Here is a 20275-nt window from a genome sequence, read left to right on the forward strand (position 1 = left end):
GGCTTACGCCGCCTGCCGATCTTCGTCCGGCGGCTCCGGGTTCACCGCCCGGATGATCGCGGTGATCAGGTCCATCGGCTTGACCGGCTTGCCCAGATGGTCGTCGAAGCCCATGCCGAGGAACCGCTCGCGGTCGCCGGCCATGGCCGAGGCGGTCAGGGCGATGACGGGCAGGGCGGGATCGCCGGCCCGGCCCTGGCGGATCGCCTCCAGCGCGGTGATGCCGTCCATCACCGGCATGTTGATGTCCATCAGCACGCAGTCGTATTGGCCCGAGGCCATGGCCTTCAACGCCTCCTCGCCATTCTCGACGACGGTGAGGGCCACGCCGGTCGGCTCCAGCATGGTGCGCACGACCAGTTGGTTGACGGCGTTGTCCTCGGCCATCAGCACGCGGATCTGGTCGAGCGTCTCGTCGTCCCTGGTTTCGAGCTCCGGCGCCGGGCTGGCCGCCTCGGATTCCTCGGCGCGGATGCTGAGGACGAAGCAGGCGCCGACCGGGGTCGGGCGCAGTTCCAGGTCGCCGCCCAGCTGGCGGGCCAGGGCGCGCGAGATGGTCAGGCCCAGGCCCGCGCCGCCGTGGCTGCGCGAGATGGTCTCGTCGGCCTGGGTGAAGCTGTCGAACACCCGGTCGGCCGCCGCCGCCGGCACGCCGGGGCCGGTGTCGCTGACCGCGAAGCGCAGCATCCACGCGTCGCCCGCGCGTTCGGCCTCGACGCTGACCCGGACGTGGCCGTGGGTCGTGAACTTGACGGCGTTGGAAACGAGGTTGGTCAGGATCTGTCGGATGCGCAGCGGATCGGCGACGATCCAGGCTGGCGTGCCGGCGCCGAAATCGGCGTACAGCGACAGGTTCTTGAACACCGCCGCGTCGCGCCAGGCGTCGACCACGTCGGCGACCATGGCGCGTGGATCGACCGCCTCGGGAGCCAGCTCGACGCGGCCGGCCTCGATCCGCGACATGTCCAGCACGTCGTTGAGCAGCTGCATCAGGCTGTCGCCCGACTTGAGCATCAGGGCGACCTGTTCCCGCTGGGCCGGGTTCAGGGGCGAGCGCTCCAGGGCATGGGCCATGCCCAAGAGTCCGTTCATCGGCGTGCGTAGCTCGTGGCTGGTGACGGCGATGAAAGTCGACTTGGCGCGAGCGGCCTCCAGGGCGCGCTCGCGTTCCTCGCGCAGGCCCCGGGTCAGCGTGTCCATGCGGCGGGCGGCGGCGCGATTGCGCAGGGCGACGTTGATCGTGACCGCGATCAGCAGCGCCAGCGACCAGCGCATCGACTGGGTGCTCATGTCAGCGCCGGGCATGAAGAAGAACGGGAAGATGATCAAGCTGGTCACGGGGAGCAGTCCGCTGATGATCAGCAGGGCCAGCGGCTGGTGACGGTACTGCTGGGCGAAGATCAGCTGGCCGCACCAGATGGCGACCGCGGCGATCTTCAGCTTGTCGGAGCCCTGCAGCCAGAGCAGGCTGGCCAGCGCGGCCCAGCTGGCGTTGACCGGGATCGCGGCCAGGATGAAGACGGCGCGGTCGCCGCGCGACACCGGACGGCCTCGGCCGAAGTTGCGGGTCGCCAGGGTCGCCAGGCCTTCGGCGAGCAGGAAGCCGGCCAGCCACGTGAAGGCGGTGGCCGCGCCCAGACCCAGGCAAACGGCCCCGGCGGCCAGACAGCCGGAGATGAGACGCGAGACGCCGAGCCGCCGGATGTCGGCGCCCACTTCGTCCAGTCTTTCATCCGCCAGAGTGTCGGCCAGCCAGCCCACGCCGCGTCTCCCGCCCACGAACCGCGTTCGCCTGGGGGAATTATCCGCCCACGGCAACGAAGAGTCTTTAAACGCGCCCTGCGGCCGATTGGCGCGGCGTGCGAGCGTTGTCTTTTCTCCCGAAGGGCGCGGCGCGTTGCGTGTTGCGCCGCACAACGATAGCCTTGCGTGAACAATGATAAGCGGCCGGGAGCGTAGCGTTCAGATGCAGGGATTGATGCAGCACGGGGCCCTGACCCTGGACAAGATTATCGATCACGCCGCCAAGTGGCACGGCGGGCGTGAAGTGGTCAGCCGTTCGGTCGAGGGGCCGATCGTGCGCACGACCTATCGCGAGATTCGCGACCGCGCCAAGCGGGTGTCGAACGCGCTGCTGGCCCTGGGGATCAAGCCCGGCGACCGCGTTGGCACCCTGGCCTGGAACACCGGCCGCCACATGGAAGCCTGGTATGGCATCATGGGCATCGGGGCGGTCTGCCACACCCTGAACCCGCGCCTGTTCCCCGAGCAGATCGCCTGGATCGCCGATCACGCCGGCGACCGGCTGATCTTCACCGACCTGACCTTCCTGCCGATCATCGCCGCGATCCTGCCGCGGCTGCCGCATGTCGAGCACGTGGTGGTGTTCACCGATCGCGGCCACATGCCGGCCGACTTCCCGCTGGCCGGCGAGGCGCCGCATTTCAAGGGCCTGATCGCCTACGAAGACCTGATGGAGCAGCATGGCGCCGAATGCGCCTGGGGCGGCTTCGACGAGGGTACGGCGGCCGGTCTCTGCTACACCTCGGGCACGACGGGCGACCCCAAGGGGGTGATGTACTCTCACCGTTCGAACTTCCTGCACACCTTCATCACCATGCAGCCCGATGTGATGGGCGTGTCGCAGCGCGACGTGATCCTGCCGGTGGTGCCGATGTTCCACGCCAACGCCTGGGGCGTGGCGTTCTCGGGCCCCGGCGCCGGGGCCAAGATCGTGATGCCGGGCGCCAAGATGGACGGCGCCTCGATCTTCGAGCTCCTGGACACCGAGGGCGTGACCTTCTCGGCCGCCGTGCCGACGGTCTGGCAGATGCTGCTGCAGCACCTGGAGGCCACCGGCGCCAAGCTGCCGGTGCTGAAGAAGGTGGTGATCGGCGGGGCGGCCTGCCCAGAGACCATTATCCGCGCCTTCCAGGAGACTTACGACGTCGAGGTCGTCCACGCCTGGGGCATGACCGAGACCTCGCCGGTCGGGACCCTGTCGGTGATGACCGACGAACTGGAAAAGCTGCCCTACGACCAGCAGATGCCCTACCGCCTGAAGCAGGGCCGGCCGCCGCTGGGCGTGGAGCTGTGCCTGACCGACGACGACGGCAAGATCCTGCCGCACGACGGCAAGGCCTTCGGCCACCTGAAGATCCGTGGCCCGATCATCGCCGCGGAGTACTTCCGGGGCGCCGGCGGCAAGATCCTGGACGAGGACGGCTTCTTCGACACCGGCGACATCGCGACGATCGACGAGCACGGCTTCATGCAGATCACCGATCGCGCCAAGGACGTCGTCAAGTCCGGCGGCGAGTGGATCAGCACGATCGAGATCGAGAACATCGCCGTGGGCCACCCCAAGGCCGCCCTGGCCGCGGTGGTCGGCATGCCGCATTCCAAGTGGGACGAGCGGCCGGTGCTGCTGGTCAAGCTGAAGCCGGGCGAGACGGCCACCAAGGCGGAGTTCATCGACTACCTCCAGGGCAAGATCGCCAAGTGGTGGATGCCGGACGACGTGCTGTTCGTCGACGACATCCCGCTGGGCGCGACCGGCAAGATCGACAAGAAGGTGATCCGCAAGCGCCTGCAGGACGAGGGCTACACGCTGCCGGAGACCCCGGTGCAGCCGTCGCCCGCGCCGTCTCCGCCGCCGCCTGAACCGGAGCCCGCGCTGGCCCCGACCCTGGCCGCCGCCGATGGCGGCCACGCGGCGGTGATCTATGCGCCCGAGCCCGTGGAGGAGGTCGAGGCCGAAGCGGCGCTGCGCGCGCCCGAGCCGGAGCCCGAGGTCGTCGCCGACCCGACGCCGGAGCCGGAAGTCCAACCGGTCTCGGCGACTGACGCGATCATCGCCGAGGCCGCCGCCATCGCCGCCGCCGCCCCGGTCGAAAAGCCCGCCGAGCCGGCGCCCACGGCCGTCGCCGACATCGTGACGCGGGAGCCCGAGCCGGGCGGGGTCGGGATCGCGCCGGAACCGCCTCTGCGCCTGCGGGATCCGGATCAGGCGGAGGCGCCCAAGCCCGTCCTCGCCGACGCCGGCGAAGCCCTGCCGTTCGCCATGCCGATCACGCCGGGCAAGCGCGGCAAGGGCAAGAAGAAGACCGACAAGGTCGTGACCACGGACAAGGTCTCAGGCAAGTCGCCCCGCTGGGCGTCGCTGTATCTGGACCTGGCCCTGCTGATCGCCCTGGCCCCCGCCATCCTGGCCGCCGGCGGCGCCCTGGGCGTCAAGCTGGGCATGATCCCCCTGCCGCTGGGCTATACGTCCATGACCCTGGACTGGGCGCCGCGCATGGCCTTCATCAGCGTCGCCACCGGTCTGATCGGCCTGGTCATCGCGCTGAGCGCCGGCTTCGCGCGCCTGTGGAAGGGCGCGGTGCTGGCCCTGGTGATCACGGCGGCCACCTTCGGGGCGATGTTCGCGGCCAAGGCGCTGGGCGGCCAGTCGCCGCCGATCCATGACGTGGCCACCGACTGGAAGACGCCGCTGGGCTTCTCCGACGCGGCGATGGCCGCCCGCGGCGGCTCGGCGGAGATCGTCGTCGATGATCCCAGCCTGCCGGTGGGTTCGGCCGCCTATGCCGGTCGCCGCCTGGCCGAGATCAACGCCGAGACCTGCCCGGCGGCCCGACCGCTGGTCAGCGAGCGGGTGCCGGGCGACGTCTACGAGTCGGTCAAGGCCGCCGTCCTGGCCTCCGGCATGACCCTGGTCACCGACGATCCGATGGATGGCCGCCTGGAGGCCACGGGCAGCAGCTTCTGGTACGGCCTGACCGACGACCTGGTGGTGCGGGTGCGTCCGGACGCCAGGGGCTCGCGCCTCGACATGCGCTCGATCGGCCGCGACGCGGGGCCGGACCAAGGCCGCAACTGCGCCCGGATCGGCGCGCTGATGAGCGCGGTGCGGGGCGGCTGAAAAAATCCCGATCTCCCCGGCCTTTGCCGGGAAAATCGGATTTTCTGGTAGCCTTCAAGTCAGGCGATATTCCGCGTCCAGCTCCGGCTCGCCCGGCGTTGTCACCCGCCCCTCGCGGACCAGCTGGATTATGTGCGCGAAAACCGAGTGGGCCGCCGCCGGGTGCAGCCTCGGGTCCACGGTCGCGTAGAGGCTGGGCACCATCGCCTTGATGGTCGTGAAGCCCGCGCGCAGGGCCTCGAGGATCTGGGCCTCGCGGGCGCGGCGGTGGGCGACATAGGCGTCGATGAACGGGCTGACCTCGCGGACCGGCGCGCCGTGAGTGGGCCACAGGATCTCGAATCCGCGCGATCTCACCTTTTCCAGGCTGGCGAAGTAGTCGCCCATGTCGCCGTCGGGCGGGGTGATCACCGTGGTCGACCAGCCCATGATGTGATCGCCGCTGAACAGGGCGTTCTCTTCCTTCAGGGCGAAGCAGACGTGGTTGGACGTGTGGCCCGGCGTCATGATGGCCTCCAGCGTCCAGCCAGGGCCCGAAAGCAGGTCGCCGTCGGCCAGGGCGACGTCGGGCCTGAACCGGCCGTCGGCGCCTTCCTCGAGTCCCGGGGACGCCGCCTCGCCGTGGTCGGCGGGGGCGGGCAGGCCGTAGACCTTCGCGCCGAACGCCCGGGCCAGAGGATGGGCGAGGGGAGAGTGGTCCAGGTGGTGATGGGTGACCAGCACATGGGTCACCCGCTCGCCCGCCAGAGCGGCTTTGAGGGCGTCGAAGTGCTCTGCCAGATCTGGGCCGGGGTCGATCACCGCCACCTCGCCCCGTCCGACGATGTAGACGCCGGTGCCGGTATAGGTGAACGGCCCGGGATTGCGGGCGATCACCCGCCGGATCAGCGGCGAGACCGGGTCGCAGCGGCCGTATTCGAATTCCAGCTCGCGGACGAAGGGGATCATCGGTTCGCTCCTGGGACACGGCGGCGGCGCCGGTCTTGCGCTTTAAGCTTCCAGTAACCCTGGAGGGATCGGCCATGACGGCGGACGCGGCGATTTTTGTCTCAAAACGGCTCCAGCGCGTGGCCTTCGCCATCCTGTGTATCATCATGGCGCAGTTCGTTCTGGCCAGCTGCCACCCCGAACCGACGCCGATGGCGGCCCGCGAGTCGGCCGCTTTCTAGTCAGGCTTAAGCGGGCAACACGCCCGACAGGTCATAGCCCGCTTCACGGCCCTGGTTGACCAGGGTCTCGCGGTCCTCGCCGTCCTGCGCCCGGCCGATCGACCAGGTGACGATGGAGCGCGTGCCGGAGCGGCAGAAGGCCAGCACCGGTCCGCCGGCGCCTTCCACGGCCGCGCGAACGGCGTCCACCTGTTCCTGGGTCGGGCCGCCCCGCACCGGCACGTGCAGATAGTTCATCCCCGCCGCCCGCGCCGCCGCCTCGATCGTCGCGCTCGACGGCTGGCTGGGGTCCTCGCCGTCGGGGCGGTTGTTGATCACCAGGACGAATCCCTGGGCCGCGGCGCGGGCCATGTCGGCCTCGGTCACCTGCGGGCTGACCGAAAGGGAGTCGGTGACGCGTCGAAATTCACTCATCGGTTCTTTGGGGCTCATGTCGCGCGGCGTGCTCCGCCGCGTCGGCATCTTCATGGGCGACGGGCGCCTAGGCAATGGTCAGCGCTGCCGGTCAAGGTGCGCGCCGGGGTGGCATTTGTGAAGAGAATATGTCGCCCTTCGCCTCGCTCTCAAAAGAGATTTGTGCCGAACCGCGTTGTTCCGGGCATGATTTTCTGTCTGTCAATTATGGCCGGTAATTTTCTCGCCGGATTTTCTTCGAAACGATAACGGCTTGAACGGCGTTCCTTGAGGTCAGAATAACCTCGATAAAACAAAAGCCTGGCGAAGATTTTGCGCGGTCTCCCGAGCCTTCGGTATCCCGGACGAGCAATGGTCTCCGGAAAAGCGGCGACCCTGTGGCGATTTTGCGACAGAGAGGCGTGATGTGAATTACAATTTTGCAATGACAATTGACCCTCAGCGGCGCGCCCCCCTAACGTCCGCACAACCGGAGAAATGTTTTCCGGGACACCAGTGATCTCGTGGCGCCGTTTGGCGGTTTTTCCGCTCCAGGTCGGACAAAGTTTCTCGAGGGGTTCTGTCCGACTTGCCGCCCGCGCCACGCTCAGAGGGGATTTGAAAAGCATGGAATTCAACAAAGGTAGCGCACGCGCGCGCCTCGCGAAGGGCGTGAGCCGCGCCGCGCTCGGCATTGCGTTGAGCGTTTGCGTCGCCGGGGTCGCCCTGGCGCAAGCGTCGTCGGGCGCCCTGCGCGTCACGGTGACCGGTCCGAACGGCCAGCCCCTCGCGGGCGCCACGGTCCTGGTGAAGTCGCCGGACAGCATCCAGCCGCGCACGGGCGTGACCGACGCCGAAGGTAAGGTTCGCGTCAGCGGTCTCGACCCCTCGACCAACTACACCGTCACGGTGACCTCGGCGGGCTACAACGAGTTCAGCACCGGCAACGTCGCCGTCGTGTCGGGTCAGGACCGTTCGGTCGGTTACGCCCTGGCCGCTCAAGGCAACACGATCGAAGAAGTCGTCATCACCGGCCGTTCGCTGGCCGCTGTCGACGTGACCTCAGCCACCGTCGCCACCACCCTGACGCTGCAGACGGTGGAATCGCTCCCCACCGGCCGTAACTATCAGAGCTACCTGCAGCTGGTTCCGGGCGTGAAGCCCTCGTCGGGCGGCAACCCGTCGTCGCGTTCGGGCGTCAACTATTCGGACGTCGGCGGCGCCATCGGCTCCTCGAGCGACAACATCTACTACATCGACGGCGTGAACGTGACCGACCCGGCCACTGGTACGTTCGGCTCGAACTTCAACTCGGAAATCATCCAGGAACAGCAGGTCATCGTCGGCGGCGTCCCCGCTGAATACGAAGGCGGTTCGGGCCTGATCTCGCGCGTCGTCACCAAGTCGGGCTCGAACGAGTGGCACGGCTCGGTCAACTACTACCTGCAGAACGACAGCCTGGTCGCCAAGGACAAGCACTCGACCTCGGGCGGCTTCAAGACCTACGATACCGCGTTCACCCTCGGCGGTCCGATCGTCAAGGACAAGCTGTGGGTCTTCGGCTCGTATCAGAAGAAGCACCGTTCGGACGAAGTGCTGAACCCGACCACGGGTGAGGTCCGCCGCAGTGTCACGAGAGACGAAAAGTACGCCTTCTTCAAGGCCACCTGGCAGATCACCGACAACGATCGCCTGACCGGCACCTTCTTCAACGACCCGTACTTCCGCGACGGTTCGCCCAGCGCCACGGTTATCAACCGGCGCGACAACACCACCAAGCAAGGTGGCGACAACTACAAGATCGACTACACCCACACGTGGAACGACCTGTCGATCAATGCTTACTACTACAACCACAAGGCTGAGCTGACCACGCAGGCGGCCGACCAGACCGTTCGTGACAACCTCATCTTCCGCGGGTCGGGCGCGACTATCGAGCAGCGTCAGCTCGGCGGCGCCGGCACCAACTCGGAGTCGCACCGCAACGCCGAAGAGTATGGCGTGAAGCTCGAGTACTACCTGGACACCGCCTTCGGCAGCCACACCTTCAAGGGCGGCTACACGACGTCGAAGCACATCTACAAGAGCAACGCGACGATCCCGGGCAACGCCCAGTATCAGTCAATCGCCGCGGCCTTCGCGGGCACGACGTTCAACGACTTCGTCTCCAGCTCGCTGTGGACGGCGCGTCCGTTCCAGAACGATGACCGCGCTCGCATCATCACCGCGGCCAACGCCAGCCCGAACGCCGCCTATTTCCGCGGCCTGCTGGACACCAATGGCGACGGCACGATCGCGCCGACCGAAGTCAGCGCCTACACCTTCACGTCGACGGCGGGTAACCCCTACGGCAACGTGAACGCCTACCGCGCCCTGCGCACGATCGACGCTCCTTACTCGATCAAGAGCGAAGGCGAGACGGCTTACCTGCAGGACACCTGGACCTGGAACCAGCTGACGGTCGCCGCTGGCGTTCGTAGCGAAAAGTGGAGCCACTTCAGCTCGGCTGGCGAAAAGCTGTTCACGTTCGACTGGAAGCTGGCTCCGCGCGTCAACATCGTCTACGACGTCGCCGGCAACGGCCGCAGCAAGATCTATGCGTTCTATGGCCGCTACTATGACCCGATCCGTTCGGACATGGCCAACTTCGCCGGTAACCTGACCGGTCCGGTCACGGAAGAGCAGGTCTACCTCGGCAACCAATGGCTGACCTTCCGCACCCGCGGCGGCGCCGTGACGCCAGACTCGGTGTTCGGCCCGAACACCAAGACCCCGTTCACCGACGAGTACATGATCGGCGGCTCGACCACGATCGGCTCCTCGATCAACGTCTCGACCTCGCTGACGCGCCGCGTCACCAGGGACATCTTCGAAGACTACGATCTGGCCGTGTACTCGGATCCGACCTGTACGGTCGCGGTCTGCGGTCCGGACGGCGTGGCCTCGCCGGGCACTCTGTTCTACCTGCCGTACTCGTACTTCGGCTTCTCGTCGAAGCCGAACGCGAACTACGTCCTGGGCACCCTGGCCGGCGGCAAGCGTGAGTACACGGGCTTCGAACTGACGGTCACGAAGTTCAAGACCACCAACTGGTTCGGCCAGATGTCCTACACCCGGAACTGGGCTAAGGGTAACACGAACTCGGACGGCAACGCCGACTACCAGGGCGACATTATCTCCGTCGACCCGCGTGCGCCGAACATGTGGGGCCCGCAAGCTGGTAACATCAAGCACCAGTTCAAGGCCTACGGCGCCTACGACACCCCGTTCGGTCTGCAAATCTCGAGCGTGTTCAACTGGAACAGCGGTTCGCTGTTCACGCCGGCCGCTCCGGTTGCGAACCGTTACTTCGCTCCGACCGATCCGGCGTACTACTACGGCGGCGTCTATACGACCTACCCGCAAGCGGGCAAGGTCGGCAGCGAGAAGAACCCGTCGTACTACACCTTCGACATGCGCCTGAAGTACGAGCACGAAGTGCCGGGTTTGGGTGGCAAGGTCGAGTTCTTCCTCGACGCCTTCAACATCCTGAACAAGCAGTCGGCCAACAGCGTGCAAAAGCTGATCAACGGCGACGGCGTGTACAACTTCAAGGTCGCCAACGGCTGGGTTGAACCCCGCCGCTTCTACCTCGGCGCCCGCTACTCGTTCTAATCGAACCAGTAGTCCGCTCTAAAGTTGGACGCCGGTGCGCAAGCACCGGCGTCTTTCTTTTGGGCCTTGCTGCAAGCCGCTGACTGCAAGGTCAGCGGCTTTGCTGTGTCTGGGGGAGGCGGGGGGCTATCGTGGCTCCGCGCTCAGATCTCACGCCATGCCCGCCCCTGTGGTGGGAAGCCCATGTCTGCCGCAAGGGTAGGGCTGTGGCCGGCCAGGCCCGCCTATCCACGGCCTCATGCCGGCTGAACCAGGGGGGCTGTGCGGGACTGACGGCGCTAGGGACGGCGCACAAACAGAAAGCCCCGACGCTGGCGGCGTCGGGGCTCTCGTCGTCTCTGACGGATGCGACGGTCGCCTTACCGGATTGGCGTGTCCGCCAGCACTGACGCCCCGCCCGGCGCGGCCCGCAGGCGCGCCTTGGCCATCTCGTCCAGGATCGCCTGGGAGCGCGGATCGCCCAGCACCCACGCGGCGGCCGCCAGGGTCTTGGCCGAGGTCTCGCTGACGCCCAGGAAGCGCTCGAAGGCCTCGAACGGCGACTTGCCGCCATCCATGCGCTTGAGGCGCACATCGTCCTTCAGCTTGGCCAGGGCCTTGGCCTTGTCGACCGCGTCGTAGAAGCCGCCCAGCTCGTCGACCAGGCCCAGCTGCTTGGCCTGCTCGCCAGTCCAGACGCGGCCCTTGGCGATCTCGCGCACGCGCTCGGGCGGCAGGTGACGGCCCTCGGCCACGCGGGCGACGAAGCCGGCATAGATGCGGTCCATCCAGCCGGAGAACTTGGCGCGCTGTTCGGGCGTGAAGCCCTCGCCCGCGCCGAAGGCCTGCGAATAGTCGCCGCCGACATGCAGGGGCTTGGTGTCGACGCCGAAGCGGGCCAGGGCGTCGCCCACGGCGAACTTGCCGCCATAGACGCCGATCGAGCCGGTCAGGGTCGAGGGCTGGGCGACGATCGAATTGGCCTGGCTGGAGATCCAGTAGCCGCCCGAGGCCGCATAGGTCCCCATGCTGATCACCACCGGCTTGCCGGCCGCCTTGGCGGCCCTCACGGAGGCCAGGATCTGCTCCGAGGCGGTGTCCGAACCCCCTGGCGAGGAAACGCGGAACACGATCGCCTTGACGTCCTTGTCATCGATCGCCGTCTTGAAGGCCTGGGCCACGTTGTCGGAATAGACGTTGCCGTCGCCGCTGAACGGCGAGCCGCCGCCGTCGGAGCCCGTGACGATCGCGCCCTCGGCCCCGATCACGGCGATAGCCGGGCCCGTCTTGACGGTCGGCGGCTTGGAACGGGCGGCGTAGTCGTCGAAGTCGACCAGCTTGGCCCCCTTGCCGGCCTTGTCGAGGGCGAAGGCCTGGATGTCGCTGACCTGGCCGACCTTGTCGATCAGGCCCTTGCCTTGCGCTTCCTGGGCGCTGTACGGGCCCGCCTCGAGGGTCCTGGTCAGGGCGACCGGATCGCGCTTGCGGTCGATCGCCGCGCTGGTCAGGGCCGTGCGATAGACCGAGCCCATCCACGACAGCGTCGATTCCCGGTGGGCCGGCGTGTAGTCGCTGTAGAGGTAGGGATTGACCGCGTTCTTGTACTCGTAGCGCTGCTCATACTCGGCCTTGACGCCGTACTTGTCGAAGAAGCGCTTGAAGAACATCGCCTCCGACGAAACGCCGACCGCCTGGAAGCTCGAATCGGGCTGCATCCAGAGCTCGCTGGAGGCCGCGCCCAGCATGTAGGTCGAGGTGACCATGCCGGACGGATAGAGCCCCTGGCTGTGGGCGTAGATCGGCTTCTTGCCGGTCTCGCGGAAGTGCTTGAACGCCAGGCGCAGCTCGTCGGCCGCGGCCGGGGCCATGCCGCCCTCGGGCAGGCGCACCAGAACGGCCTGGACCTTGTCGTCCTTCTCGGCGCGCCGCAGCGTCTCGATGATCGACATCACCGAACTCCCGCCGCCGCCGAACGCGGCGAAGGGGCTCTGAGGCGCCTGGTCCGACAGGCCGCCCCGCAGGTCCAACTGCAGCACGGTGTGGGTGGGAACGGGCGCGGGCCGCGCCGCGCCGGCGGCCATCACGATGAGCAGAAAGGGGACGCCGACCACGAACAGCAGAAGGCCGACGAAGACGCCGGCGACGGTCAGGAAGAACTGCTTCATCGGAGGTCCTGTGAGCGAAACCGGCGACAAGCTAACCGCTGTTCGGGTTGCGACCAAATGAACAGCGCGCAACGCGCCCAAGTTCTGGCGAGTCGCAAGTCAGGCGCCGCTTTCGCGACGCCTAAACTTATGAATTTTGAGATGTTTTCCCGCCTCTGGTTGGCGGGGAGGAAATGGTCGGAGTGGCAGGATTTGAACCTGCGACCCCTGCGTCCCGAACGCAGTGCTCTACCAGACTGAGCCACACTCCGACTTGGAGGCCGGCCTTATAGGGGGCGGTTTCGGAGGGCGCAAGCGCCTTTTTCGAGGTTCGTGTGACAGCCCGAAAAAAGTTCTGAAATGGGATGTTGCATCCATCCGAGTCGTGAGCTATTTCCACCGCCTCGCCGAGCCCTGAGGGGTTTCGCCGTTCCTGCTGGGGAATGGTGTAATGGTAACACTGCGGTTTTTGGTACCGTCATTCTAGGTTCGAGTCCTAGTTCCCCAGCCACTTCTTTCCATCAATAGTCAGGCTGATCTTCAGCCCTTGGGCGCGTTCCGCTCTTGATCAGCGCGGCGGTCGTTTCCGCGCCCGCGTGGCGGTTCTCCGAAGTTCGCGATACCGCGGTCTCGTCGCCGAGGTCCCAAAAGGTCAAGCGCGGCGCGGATACAATCGATTGGCAAGTCCAGCCGCGCAATGATCTTGTCGGCGAAAGCCTATTCCTGGGCGACGAGGGGCAATCGGCGCCGCTTCGAGCGTTGAGCACGCGCACGTCGCGGTATTGGCCCATGGGGTGTCAGAACTCATCAAAGTCGAGTTCGCAGTTGCGAGATAGATGGGCGCACGTTGGGGTTTAGTTGCCGAATCGATGCCTGATAACAGCGTTGTCATCGTTATAGTTGGCGAAAATTAGCGCTGCTGAGCGCGCTCAACGACAGTCAATTGTTACGGTACTTCACGAATTGGCTGACAAATCGTGGGTAAACTACTTGTCTTTCTCAGGCGACCGTGTAATTGCGGATCAAAGGGGAATGGAGTTGTGATCGTGGAAGATAAAGCGACCTTAATCGAGCTCACCGCCGAAATCGTGGCCAACTATGTGGCCAATAACGTTACGCCGGTTTCGGAACTTCCTGCGTTGATCCGCGCTACGCACGACGCTCTGGCCGGTATTGGCGCGCCGCCGGCGCCCACGGTCGAGGCCGTGACCAAGGCGACGCCAGCCCAGATCCGTAAGAGCATTACGCCGGAAGCTCTGATCAGCTTCGAAGACGGCAAGCCCTACAAGACTCTGAAACGCCACCTCACGACCCACGGTATGACCGTGGCCGAGTACAAGGCCAAGTGGGGTCTGCCGAACGACTATCCGACCACGGCGCCCGCCTATAGCGAAGCCCGTTCGGCGATGGCCAAGGCCCTTGGCCTGGGCCAGGGCGGCCGCAAGGGCAAGGCTACGCGCTCGCGCAAGGGCTGATCGCTCACCAGCCTTTAGAACGACGAAGGGGACGCCGGCGAGCGTCCCCTTTTTCGTATCCGCCCTTTGGCGGGCTCAGGCGGCGCCGCGTCCCTCGGTCTCATCGACCTCCGTGATCGACAGCGCCTGGGCCAGGGCCTCGACCAGGCGCGGAACCTCGACGGGTTTGGGCACCATGGCGTCCATGCCGGCGTCGGCATAGAGCGTCCGCTCATGGGTCAGCACGCTGGCGGTCACGGCGATGATCGGGGTGCGAGGCCGGCCTGTCCGGCGCTCGCCCTCACGGATGGCCCTGCTAGCCTCTACCCCATCCATGACCGGCATGTGCACGTCCATCAGGATCGCGTCCCAGCGGTCCCTCTCCCACATCGCCACCGCGTCGCGGCCGTCAACGGCGAAGTGGCCGTCGACGCCCAGATGACTCAGCAGGGTCAGCAGCACGGCGCGATTGGTCTGGTTGTCATCGACGACCAGGATCCGCGGCGCGCTGGCCTTGTCCTCGAGCTCGGGCGCGGCGATGTTCAGGGCCGGAGCGGGCGCGGTCTTGGCCATCGGCAGGACAACAGTGAAGCAGGCGCCGCCCTCGGCCGGGGCCGAGAAGGTGATCGCGCCGCCCATCAGCTCGATCAGGGTCTTGCAGATCGCCAGGCCCAGGCCTGAGCCGCCGGCCTGGCGGGTGCTGGAGCTGTCCAGCTGGGCGAACTTGGTGAACAGCCGTTCGCGCTGGTCCTCGGGGATGCCGACACCGGTGTCGATGACGCGCGCGGTCAGCGTCGTGGCGTCGCCCTCGACGATCACCCGCACCGCGCCGGCCTCGGTGAACTTCACGGCGTTGGAGATCAGGTTCGACAGCACCTGGCGCAGGCGCTCGGCGTCGCCCAGTCGCCAGCCGCCGGCGTCGGGCGCGACCTCCAGGCTGAACGCCAGGTCCTTGTCGCGCGCCAGGCCGCCATAGAGCTGGCGCAGCGTATTGAGTTGGGCGCAGAGGTCGAACGGGGCGGGCAGGATGTCCATCTTGCCGGCCTCGATCTTGGAGATGTCGAGAATGGCGTTGATCACGCCCAGCAGCGACTGGCCGGAGGCGGCGATGGTTTCCAGGCGCTGACGCTGGTCGGGCGAGAGGTCGCCGGTCCCCATGATCTGGGCCATGCCCAGCACGCCGTTCAACGGGGTGCGGATCTCGTGGCTCATGGTGGCCAGGAATTCGGTCTTGGCGCGGTTGGCGGTCTCGGCGGCCAAGGCCAGCGCCTGGGCCTCGGTCTTCAGGCGGCGGTTCTCGATCAGCTCGCGCTGCAGCTCGGCGTTCAGAGTCTCGCTGGCCAGACGCGCGCGTACTTCACGGCGGACGACGCCACGCATCAGGGTCGACATGCCGACCGCCGAGAAGGCGCCGGCCAGGCCGACGAAGATGAATTGGTCTATCATCTCCTTCGAGGCGTGGCGGATCATCCAGGTCAGGCTGGCGATGGCGGCGGCCACGCTGATCAGCGCCACGCGGCGGCTGGGGGCCGAGGTGGCGAAAACCAGGGCCATCAACACGAAATAGACCAGCTTCTGGGCTTCGAAATGCAGGGTCTGGTAGGCCAGGGTGTTGGCCAGGAACAGGGCGTTCATGCCCAAGCTGACGGCTTCCAGCGACAGGCCCATGATCCTGCCGCGGCTAAGGGCGACCCAACTCCACAAGGCATAGAGCGCGGAGCTTACGGCCAGGCCTTCCAGCACCAGAAGCTCGCCGCCCTTCTCGTAGAAGGGGTGGGATAGGCTGATCAAAGCATAGTAAACGGCCGCCGCGATCAGGTAGCCGCGTACGATTGGCACGTAAGCCCGCATCAGCGCGGTCGTCGTCCGCCGCTTTTCGTCCATCTCAGAAGTTCTCCCGAACCTTCCCAGGCGGGAAAGCTATGGGGGGACTGGTTAAACTTCGTTCTGGCGTAACAATATTTTACAATTACACGCCGCTGAGGGCCATGCCGGGCGCGTCCGGCGGAGTCTCGCCGCCGCCGTTGAGAGGGCGCTGCATCCACACCAGGTCGACCCAGCGGCCGAACTTGTGGCCCATGCTCGGGAAAACACCTTTCTTTTCAAAGCCAAGCGCCGCATGCAGGCCGATCGAGGCCGTGTTGCCGCTGTCGCCGATCACCGCGCACATTTGCCGCAGACCCAAGGCTTCGCAACGGAGGATCAACGCCTCCAGCAGCGCCCGGCCGACGCCCTTGCCGACCGCCTTGGGCGAGACATAGACGCTGTCCTCGACCGTGTAGCGATAGGCCGCGCGCAGGCGGAACGGGCCGGCGTAGCAATAGCCGACGACCTCGCCGTCCAGCTCGGCGACCAGATAGGGCAGGCCGCGATCCAGGAAGTTCGCGCGGCGGCGGGTCATCTCGGCCTGGTCCGGCGGAACCTCTTCGAACGTGCCTAGCCCGTTCAAGACGTTCCAGGCGTAGATCTCGGTGATGGCGGGCAAGTCTGCGTCGACGGAAGCGCGGATAACGACGGAACTCATTTCGACCAGCCCTTTTCCACCGCCCAGACGGCGAAGGCGTAGTCGAGCGCGATCTCCTTGAGGAAATCGAAGCGTCCCGAGGCCCCGCCGTGGCCGGCGTCCATATTGATTTTCAGCAGAACGGGATTGCTGCTGGTCGTGAAGTCGCGGAGCTTGGCGACCCACTTCTCGGGCTCCCAGTAGGTGACGCGCGGGTCGGAGAGGCCGCCGGTGGCCAGGACGGCCGGATAGGGCTTGGCCGAGACGTTGTCGTACGGCGAGTAGCTGGCGATGTAGTCGTAGGCCTCCTTGTCCTCCAGCGGATTGCCCCACTCGGGCCATTCCGGCGGGGTCAGGGGCAGGGACGTGTCGCTCATGGTGTTGACCACGTCGACGAACGGCACGGCGGCGATGATCCCGGCGAACAGGTCCGGGCGCATGTTGGTGATGGCGCCCATCAGCAGGCCGCCGGCCGAGCCGCCGTAGGCGACGGTGTTGGCCGGCTTGCCGTAGCCGGCCGCGTGCAGGTGCTCGGCGCAGGCGATGAAGTCGGTGAAGGTGTTCTTCTTCTTGAACTTCTTGCCGTCCAGGAACCAGCCCCAGCCCTTTTCCGAGCCGCCGCGCGGGCAGGCCGTGGCCCAGATCCAGCCGCGGTCGACAAGGCTGAGGTTCCGGATCGAGAAGCTGGGCTCCATGGCGATGCCGTAGCTGCCGTAGCCGTACAGCAGCAGCGGGGCCGAGCCGTCCAGCGGGGTTCCCTTCTTCATCAGGATGAACACCGGCACGTCGGTCCCGTCGCTGGCCTTGGCGTTCAGGCGGCGGGTCTCGTACTGGGCCGGGTCGTGGCCGGAGGGGATTTCCTGGGTCTTGCGCAGGGTGCGCTGGCGCGAGGCCATGTCGTAGTCGAACCATTGCCGGGGCGTGGTCATCGAGTTGTAGACGAAGCGCAGGCTCGCGGTTTCGTACTCGTAGCCGCCTTCCAGGCTGAGCGCGTAGGCCGCCTCGTCGAAGCCGATGGTGTGCTCGTCACCGTTCACGGCGGTGACCACGACCTGGTTCAGCGCGTCGACCTTCTCCAGCCGCACGAACCAGGCCTTGAAGGCCATGGTCCCGGAGATCAGGCGGCCCGGCTGGTGGGCGATCCAGTCCTTCCAGTTCGCCTTGCCGGTGGCGTTTTCCGGCGCCGTGACCAGCTTCCAGTCGACGGCGCCGTCGGCGTTGGTGCGGATCACCCAGTGGTCGTTCCAGTGCTCGACCTCGTAGCGGACGCCGACCTCGCGCGGGTGGAAGACGACCGGCGTCGCGGTGGGCGTCGCGGCGGGGATCAGCAGGTTCTCGCTGGTCTCCTGGTTGCCGCAGGAGATGACGACATATTTCTCGGAACTGGTGACGCCGACGCCGATGAAGAACCCTTCGTCGGGCTCATCATAGATCAGCACGTCGTCCTGGGCCGCTCCCCTGGCCGGGCGACGATAGATCTTGGCCGGCCGGCCGTTGTCGTCCCGGAACGTCCAGTACAGCCACTGGCTGTCGGGCGAGAAACAGAAGTCGCCGGTGGTGCTCTCGACGGGACTTTCCAGGACCTCGCCGGTCGCCAGGTCCTTCACATGGACGCGGTAGACCTCCGAACCCTGCTCGTCGACGGCGAAGGCGTAGAGCTTGTGGTCCGGCGAATGGCTGGCCGCGCCGACCTGGTAGAAGGCCTTGCCCTTCGACTCGGTCTCTTCGTCGAGCAGGATCTCCTCGGCGCCGCCGCCAGCTGCCTTGCGAGCGTGGATCGGGTGCTGCGCGCCCTTCTCGAAGCGGGTGTAGTACTCGAACGGGCCATCCTTGGCGGGAACGCTGGCGTCGTCCTCCTTGATGCGGCCCTTCATCTCCTCGAACATCGCCGTCTGCAGCGCCTCGGTCGAGGCGAGCATGGCCTTGGCGTAGGCGTTCTCCTCGGTCAGGTGCGCCTTGACGTCGGCCTTGATCAGGGCCGGGTCGCGCAGAACCTTCTGCCAGTTGTCGTCCTTCATCCAGGCATAGTCGTCGACGCGGGTGCGCCCCAGCTGCTCGATCGTCTTGGGGATCTTGCGCGCGACCGGGGGAACGGGGCGGGCTGCGTCTGAGGACATGGCGGATCCGAAAGCTATTCCAGGGAGGACTGTGGGGGATGACGTAAGCGTCGCGGCCGCGCTCGTCATCATCTGTCGCCGGTTCATGGCCAGAATTTTCCCCAACAGGCTCTAACGCGCGACTGCGGCAGAACGACAACTTGCGGCGCGAGAATCCTGTGGTCAAACTCACTCGGTAGTCGGGCGAGTAGTCGAGTTAAGCGTAACCAAGGGGGCGATATGGCCTGGGATCTCTCCGTCGACCTGATCAAGGCGACGGTTCAGATTGAGCAGCCGCTGGGTGACGGTACGCGGACGGTCGGCACCGGCTTTCTGATCTCCGACCCGACCCCGGACGGCAAGCCGCGGACCATCCTGGTCACCGCCGCCCACGTGTTCGACAAGATGCCTTCCGTCTCGGCCAAGATCGGCTACCGCATCGAAGGCGGCGACGGCGTCTGGCGCTTCGATCCCGAGACCCTGAAGATCCGCGACGGCGACCACCCGCTGTGGGTCAAGCACCCGACCCGCGACATCGCGGTCATGGTGGTCGAGGCGCCGCCCGAGTTCGTCAAGGCCGCTATCCCGATCAACTACCTGGCCCAGGACGACACCTTCAACAAGTTCAACCTCGGCCCCGGCGACGAGATGATGGCGCTGGGCTTCCCGCGCGGTCTCTCCGCCAATCCGGCCGGCTTCCCGATCCTGCGCTCGGGCCGGGTGGCGTCGTACCCGCTGGCGCCGGCCGCCAACTTCCCGACCTTCCTGATGGACTTCTCGGTGTTCCCCGGCAATTCGGGCGGGCCGGTGTTCATGGCCGAGGGCGCGCGTCGCCGGCCGGGCGCCAGCGAAAGCCAGGAAGTCCAGTTCGTGGCCGGCCTCCTGACCCAGCAGGTCGAGCTTTCGGGCGAGCGTCTCGAGATCGGCATCGTCACCCACGCCAAGTTCATCCGCGAGACCCTGGCCCTGCTGGACAAGGTTCCCGGCTCGCCGGTCACCCAGGCCCGGCTGACCAAGCCCGAGCCGGCCATCCCTGGCGCGGTCGCGGCGGTGGCGATCTCGGCCAATGCGATGGGGGCTTCGCACTAAGCGTCTGGGGCGGAACTAGACCCGCGCCCGACCCGTTTCTTCTGCAACGCAACACCAGCAACGCAGGAGTAAAGCCATGAGCACCAATCGTGTCGAAGGCGCTATCGACAAGGGCGTGGGCGCCGTCAAGGAAGCCGCTGGCAAGGCCACCGGCAACGAACGCCTCGAAGCCGAAGGCATGGCCCAAAAGGCCAAGGGCGACGTGCAGAACAAGGTCGGCCAGGTTCAGGACAAGATCGGCGACGCCATCAGGAAGTGACCACCCGCCCATGACTGACCGAAGCGGCCGCCGGAGCGATCCGGCGGCCGCTTTGCGTTTGGGCTGCGCCCCCTGTCAGGCGGCCGCTTCCTCGTAGGTCGCGGCATAGGCCACCGGGAAGTTCACCGATCTGGCGATGAAGCAGACCTTGTGAATCTCATGGTGGATGGCGTCGGCCTTGGCGAGATCCGCGCCGCGCTCGACCCGGATATGGGGCTTCAGCGTCGCGCTCAGGAAGCGGCCGGCGCCGTCGGGCGTGCTTTCGCCGACGCCGATCGGCTGGTCCCGGTAGCCGCGCACCACGATCCCGGCGACCGAGGCCAGGTGCAGGTACCACAGCATGTGGCAGGCGCTCAGCGAGGACAGCAGCAGGTCTTCGGGATTGTGCAGCGTCGGGTCGCCGCCCAGCAGCGGATCGTTGGAACAGGGGACGGGCGGCTTGCCGGGCGTGATGATGGTCCAGGTGCGATCGTAGCCACGATAGGTGCGCGTGCCCTGGCCCCGGTCGCCGGTCCATTCGATCAGGCTGGTATAGTCGTGTTGCTTGGCCATGAGACGCTCCTCGGACCGCTGGACGCTAGCGCGATTCCGGCGGTCCGAGGGTCGTGGGCGAC

General features: G+C 66.6%; 13 protein-coding genes, 2 tRNA genes and 1 pseudogene. 7 read left to right on the forward strand and 9 right to left on the reverse strand.

Annotated features, from left to right (window positions below):
• Nucleotides 1–3 precede the first annotated feature (3 nt).
• A complete protein-coding gene (locus AC1RNC_RS00565; protein WP_492882822.1) occupies nucleotides 4–1761 on the reverse strand; it encodes an ATP-binding protein in 1758 nt (585 codons plus the stop codon).
• Between the two features lie 205 nt (nucleotides 1762–1966).
• Between AC1RNC_RS00565 and AC1RNC_RS00570 the strand changes: the two genes are divergently transcribed.
• On the forward strand, nucleotides 1967–4921 hold the full coding sequence (locus AC1RNC_RS00570) for a long-chain-fatty-acid--CoA ligase (RefSeq protein WP_492882823.1): 2955 nt from the start codon (nucleotides 1967–1969) through the stop codon (nucleotides 4919–4921).
• 54 nt (nucleotides 4922–4975) lie between these two features.
• On the opposite strand, the gene AC1RNC_RS00575 is transcribed toward AC1RNC_RS00570, so the two are convergent.
• A complete protein-coding gene (locus AC1RNC_RS00575; RefSeq protein WP_492882825.1) occupies nucleotides 4976–5869 on the reverse strand; it encodes an MBL fold metallo-hydrolase in 894 nt (297 codons plus the stop codon).
• 74 nt (nucleotides 5870–5943) lie between these two features.
• Between AC1RNC_RS00575 and AC1RNC_RS00580 the strand changes: the two genes are divergently transcribed.
• Entirely contained in the window at nucleotides 5944–6090 is a 147-nt protein-coding gene (locus tag AC1RNC_RS00580; RefSeq protein ID WP_492835608.1) for a hypothetical protein, read from the forward strand.
• A 6-nt stretch (nucleotides 6091–6096) separates the two neighbouring features.
• Here AC1RNC_RS00580 and AC1RNC_RS00585 read toward each other — a convergent pair whose 3' ends face one another.
• Complete coding sequence (locus AC1RNC_RS00585) at nucleotides 6097–6504, reverse strand: TIGR01244 family sulfur transferase (RefSeq protein WP_492884355.1); 408 nt, start codon at nucleotides 6502–6504, stop codon at nucleotides 6097–6099.
• Between the two features lie 651 nt (nucleotides 6505–7155).
• On the opposite strand from AC1RNC_RS00585, the gene AC1RNC_RS00590 reads away from it, so the two are divergent.
• Nucleotides 7156–10137 carry a TonB-dependent receptor gene (locus tag AC1RNC_RS00590; protein WP_492882827.1) on the forward strand — a complete coding sequence of 994 codons (2982 nt, stop codon included), beginning with the start codon at nucleotides 7156–7158 and terminating at the stop codon, nucleotides 10135–10137.
• A gap of 359 nt (nucleotides 10138–10496) precedes the next feature.
• Here AC1RNC_RS00590 and sppA read toward each other — a convergent pair whose 3' ends face one another.
• Both sppA and AC1RNC_RS00600 read right to left on the reverse strand, forming a co-directional pair.
• Nucleotides 10497–12281, reverse strand: coding sequence for a signal peptide peptidase SppA (sppA, locus tag AC1RNC_RS00595; RefSeq protein WP_492882829.1), 1785 nt, complete (start codon nucleotides 12279–12281; stop codon nucleotides 10497–10499).
• Nucleotides 12282–12455: 174 nt separating this feature from the next.
• Nucleotides 12456–12532, reverse strand: a tRNA-Pro gene (locus AC1RNC_RS00600).
• Between the two features lie 165 nt (nucleotides 12533–12697).
• Here AC1RNC_RS00600 and AC1RNC_RS00605 point away from each other — a divergent pair.
• A tRNA-Gln gene (locus AC1RNC_RS00605) sits at nucleotides 12698–12771 on the forward strand.
• 535 nt (nucleotides 12772–13306) lie between these two features.
• Entirely contained in the window at nucleotides 13307–13735 is a 429-nt protein-coding gene (locus tag AC1RNC_RS00610; RefSeq protein WP_125156069.1) for a Ros/MucR family transcriptional regulator, read from the forward strand.
• A gap of 75 nt (nucleotides 13736–13810) precedes the next feature.
• Here the strand turns inward: AC1RNC_RS00610 and AC1RNC_RS00615 are convergent, their stop codons facing one another.
• The 3 genes from AC1RNC_RS00615 to AC1RNC_RS00625 form a co-directional block, all read right to left on the reverse strand.
• A complete protein-coding gene (locus AC1RNC_RS00615) occupies nucleotides 13811–15598 on the reverse strand; it encodes an ATP-binding protein (protein ID WP_492882832.1) in 1788 nt (595 codons plus the stop codon).
• A gap of 85 nt (nucleotides 15599–15683) precedes the next feature.
• Nucleotides 15684–16238 (reverse strand): GNAT family N-acetyltransferase, encoded by a 555-nt coding sequence (locus tag AC1RNC_RS00620; RefSeq protein ID WP_492882834.1) that lies wholly within the window; start codon nucleotides 16236–16238, stop codon nucleotides 15684–15686.
• On the reverse strand, nucleotides 16235–18421 hold the full coding sequence (locus tag AC1RNC_RS00625) for a S9 family peptidase (RefSeq protein WP_492882836.1): 2187 nt from the start codon (nucleotides 18419–18421) through the stop codon (nucleotides 16235–16237). Before AC1RNC_RS00625 ends, AC1RNC_RS00620 begins: the two co-directional genes overlap by 4 nt.
• A 132-nt stretch (nucleotides 18422–18553) precedes the next feature.
• Between AC1RNC_RS00625 and AC1RNC_RS00630 the strand changes: the two genes are divergently transcribed.
• The gene (locus tag AC1RNC_RS00630) at nucleotides 18554–19402 is read left to right on the forward strand and encodes a trypsin-like serine peptidase (protein WP_492835594.1); all 849 of its coding nucleotides are present in this window, start codon (nucleotides 18554–18556) and stop codon (nucleotides 19400–19402) included.
• A 76-nt stretch (nucleotides 19403–19478) separates the two neighbouring features.
• A pseudogene (locus tag AC1RNC_RS00635) lies at nucleotides 19479–19675 on the forward strand (CsbD family protein).
• Between the two features lie 61 nt (nucleotides 19676–19736).
• Here the strand turns inward: AC1RNC_RS00635 and AC1RNC_RS00640 are convergent.
• Complete coding sequence (locus AC1RNC_RS00640; protein ID WP_492882837.1) at nucleotides 19737–20213, reverse strand: OsmC family protein; 477 nt, start codon at nucleotides 20211–20213, stop codon at nucleotides 19737–19739.
• Nucleotides 20214–20275: the final 62 nt, after the last annotated feature.

It is taken from the genome of Caulobacter sp. GW822-FHT01G02, from assembly GCF_058802865.1.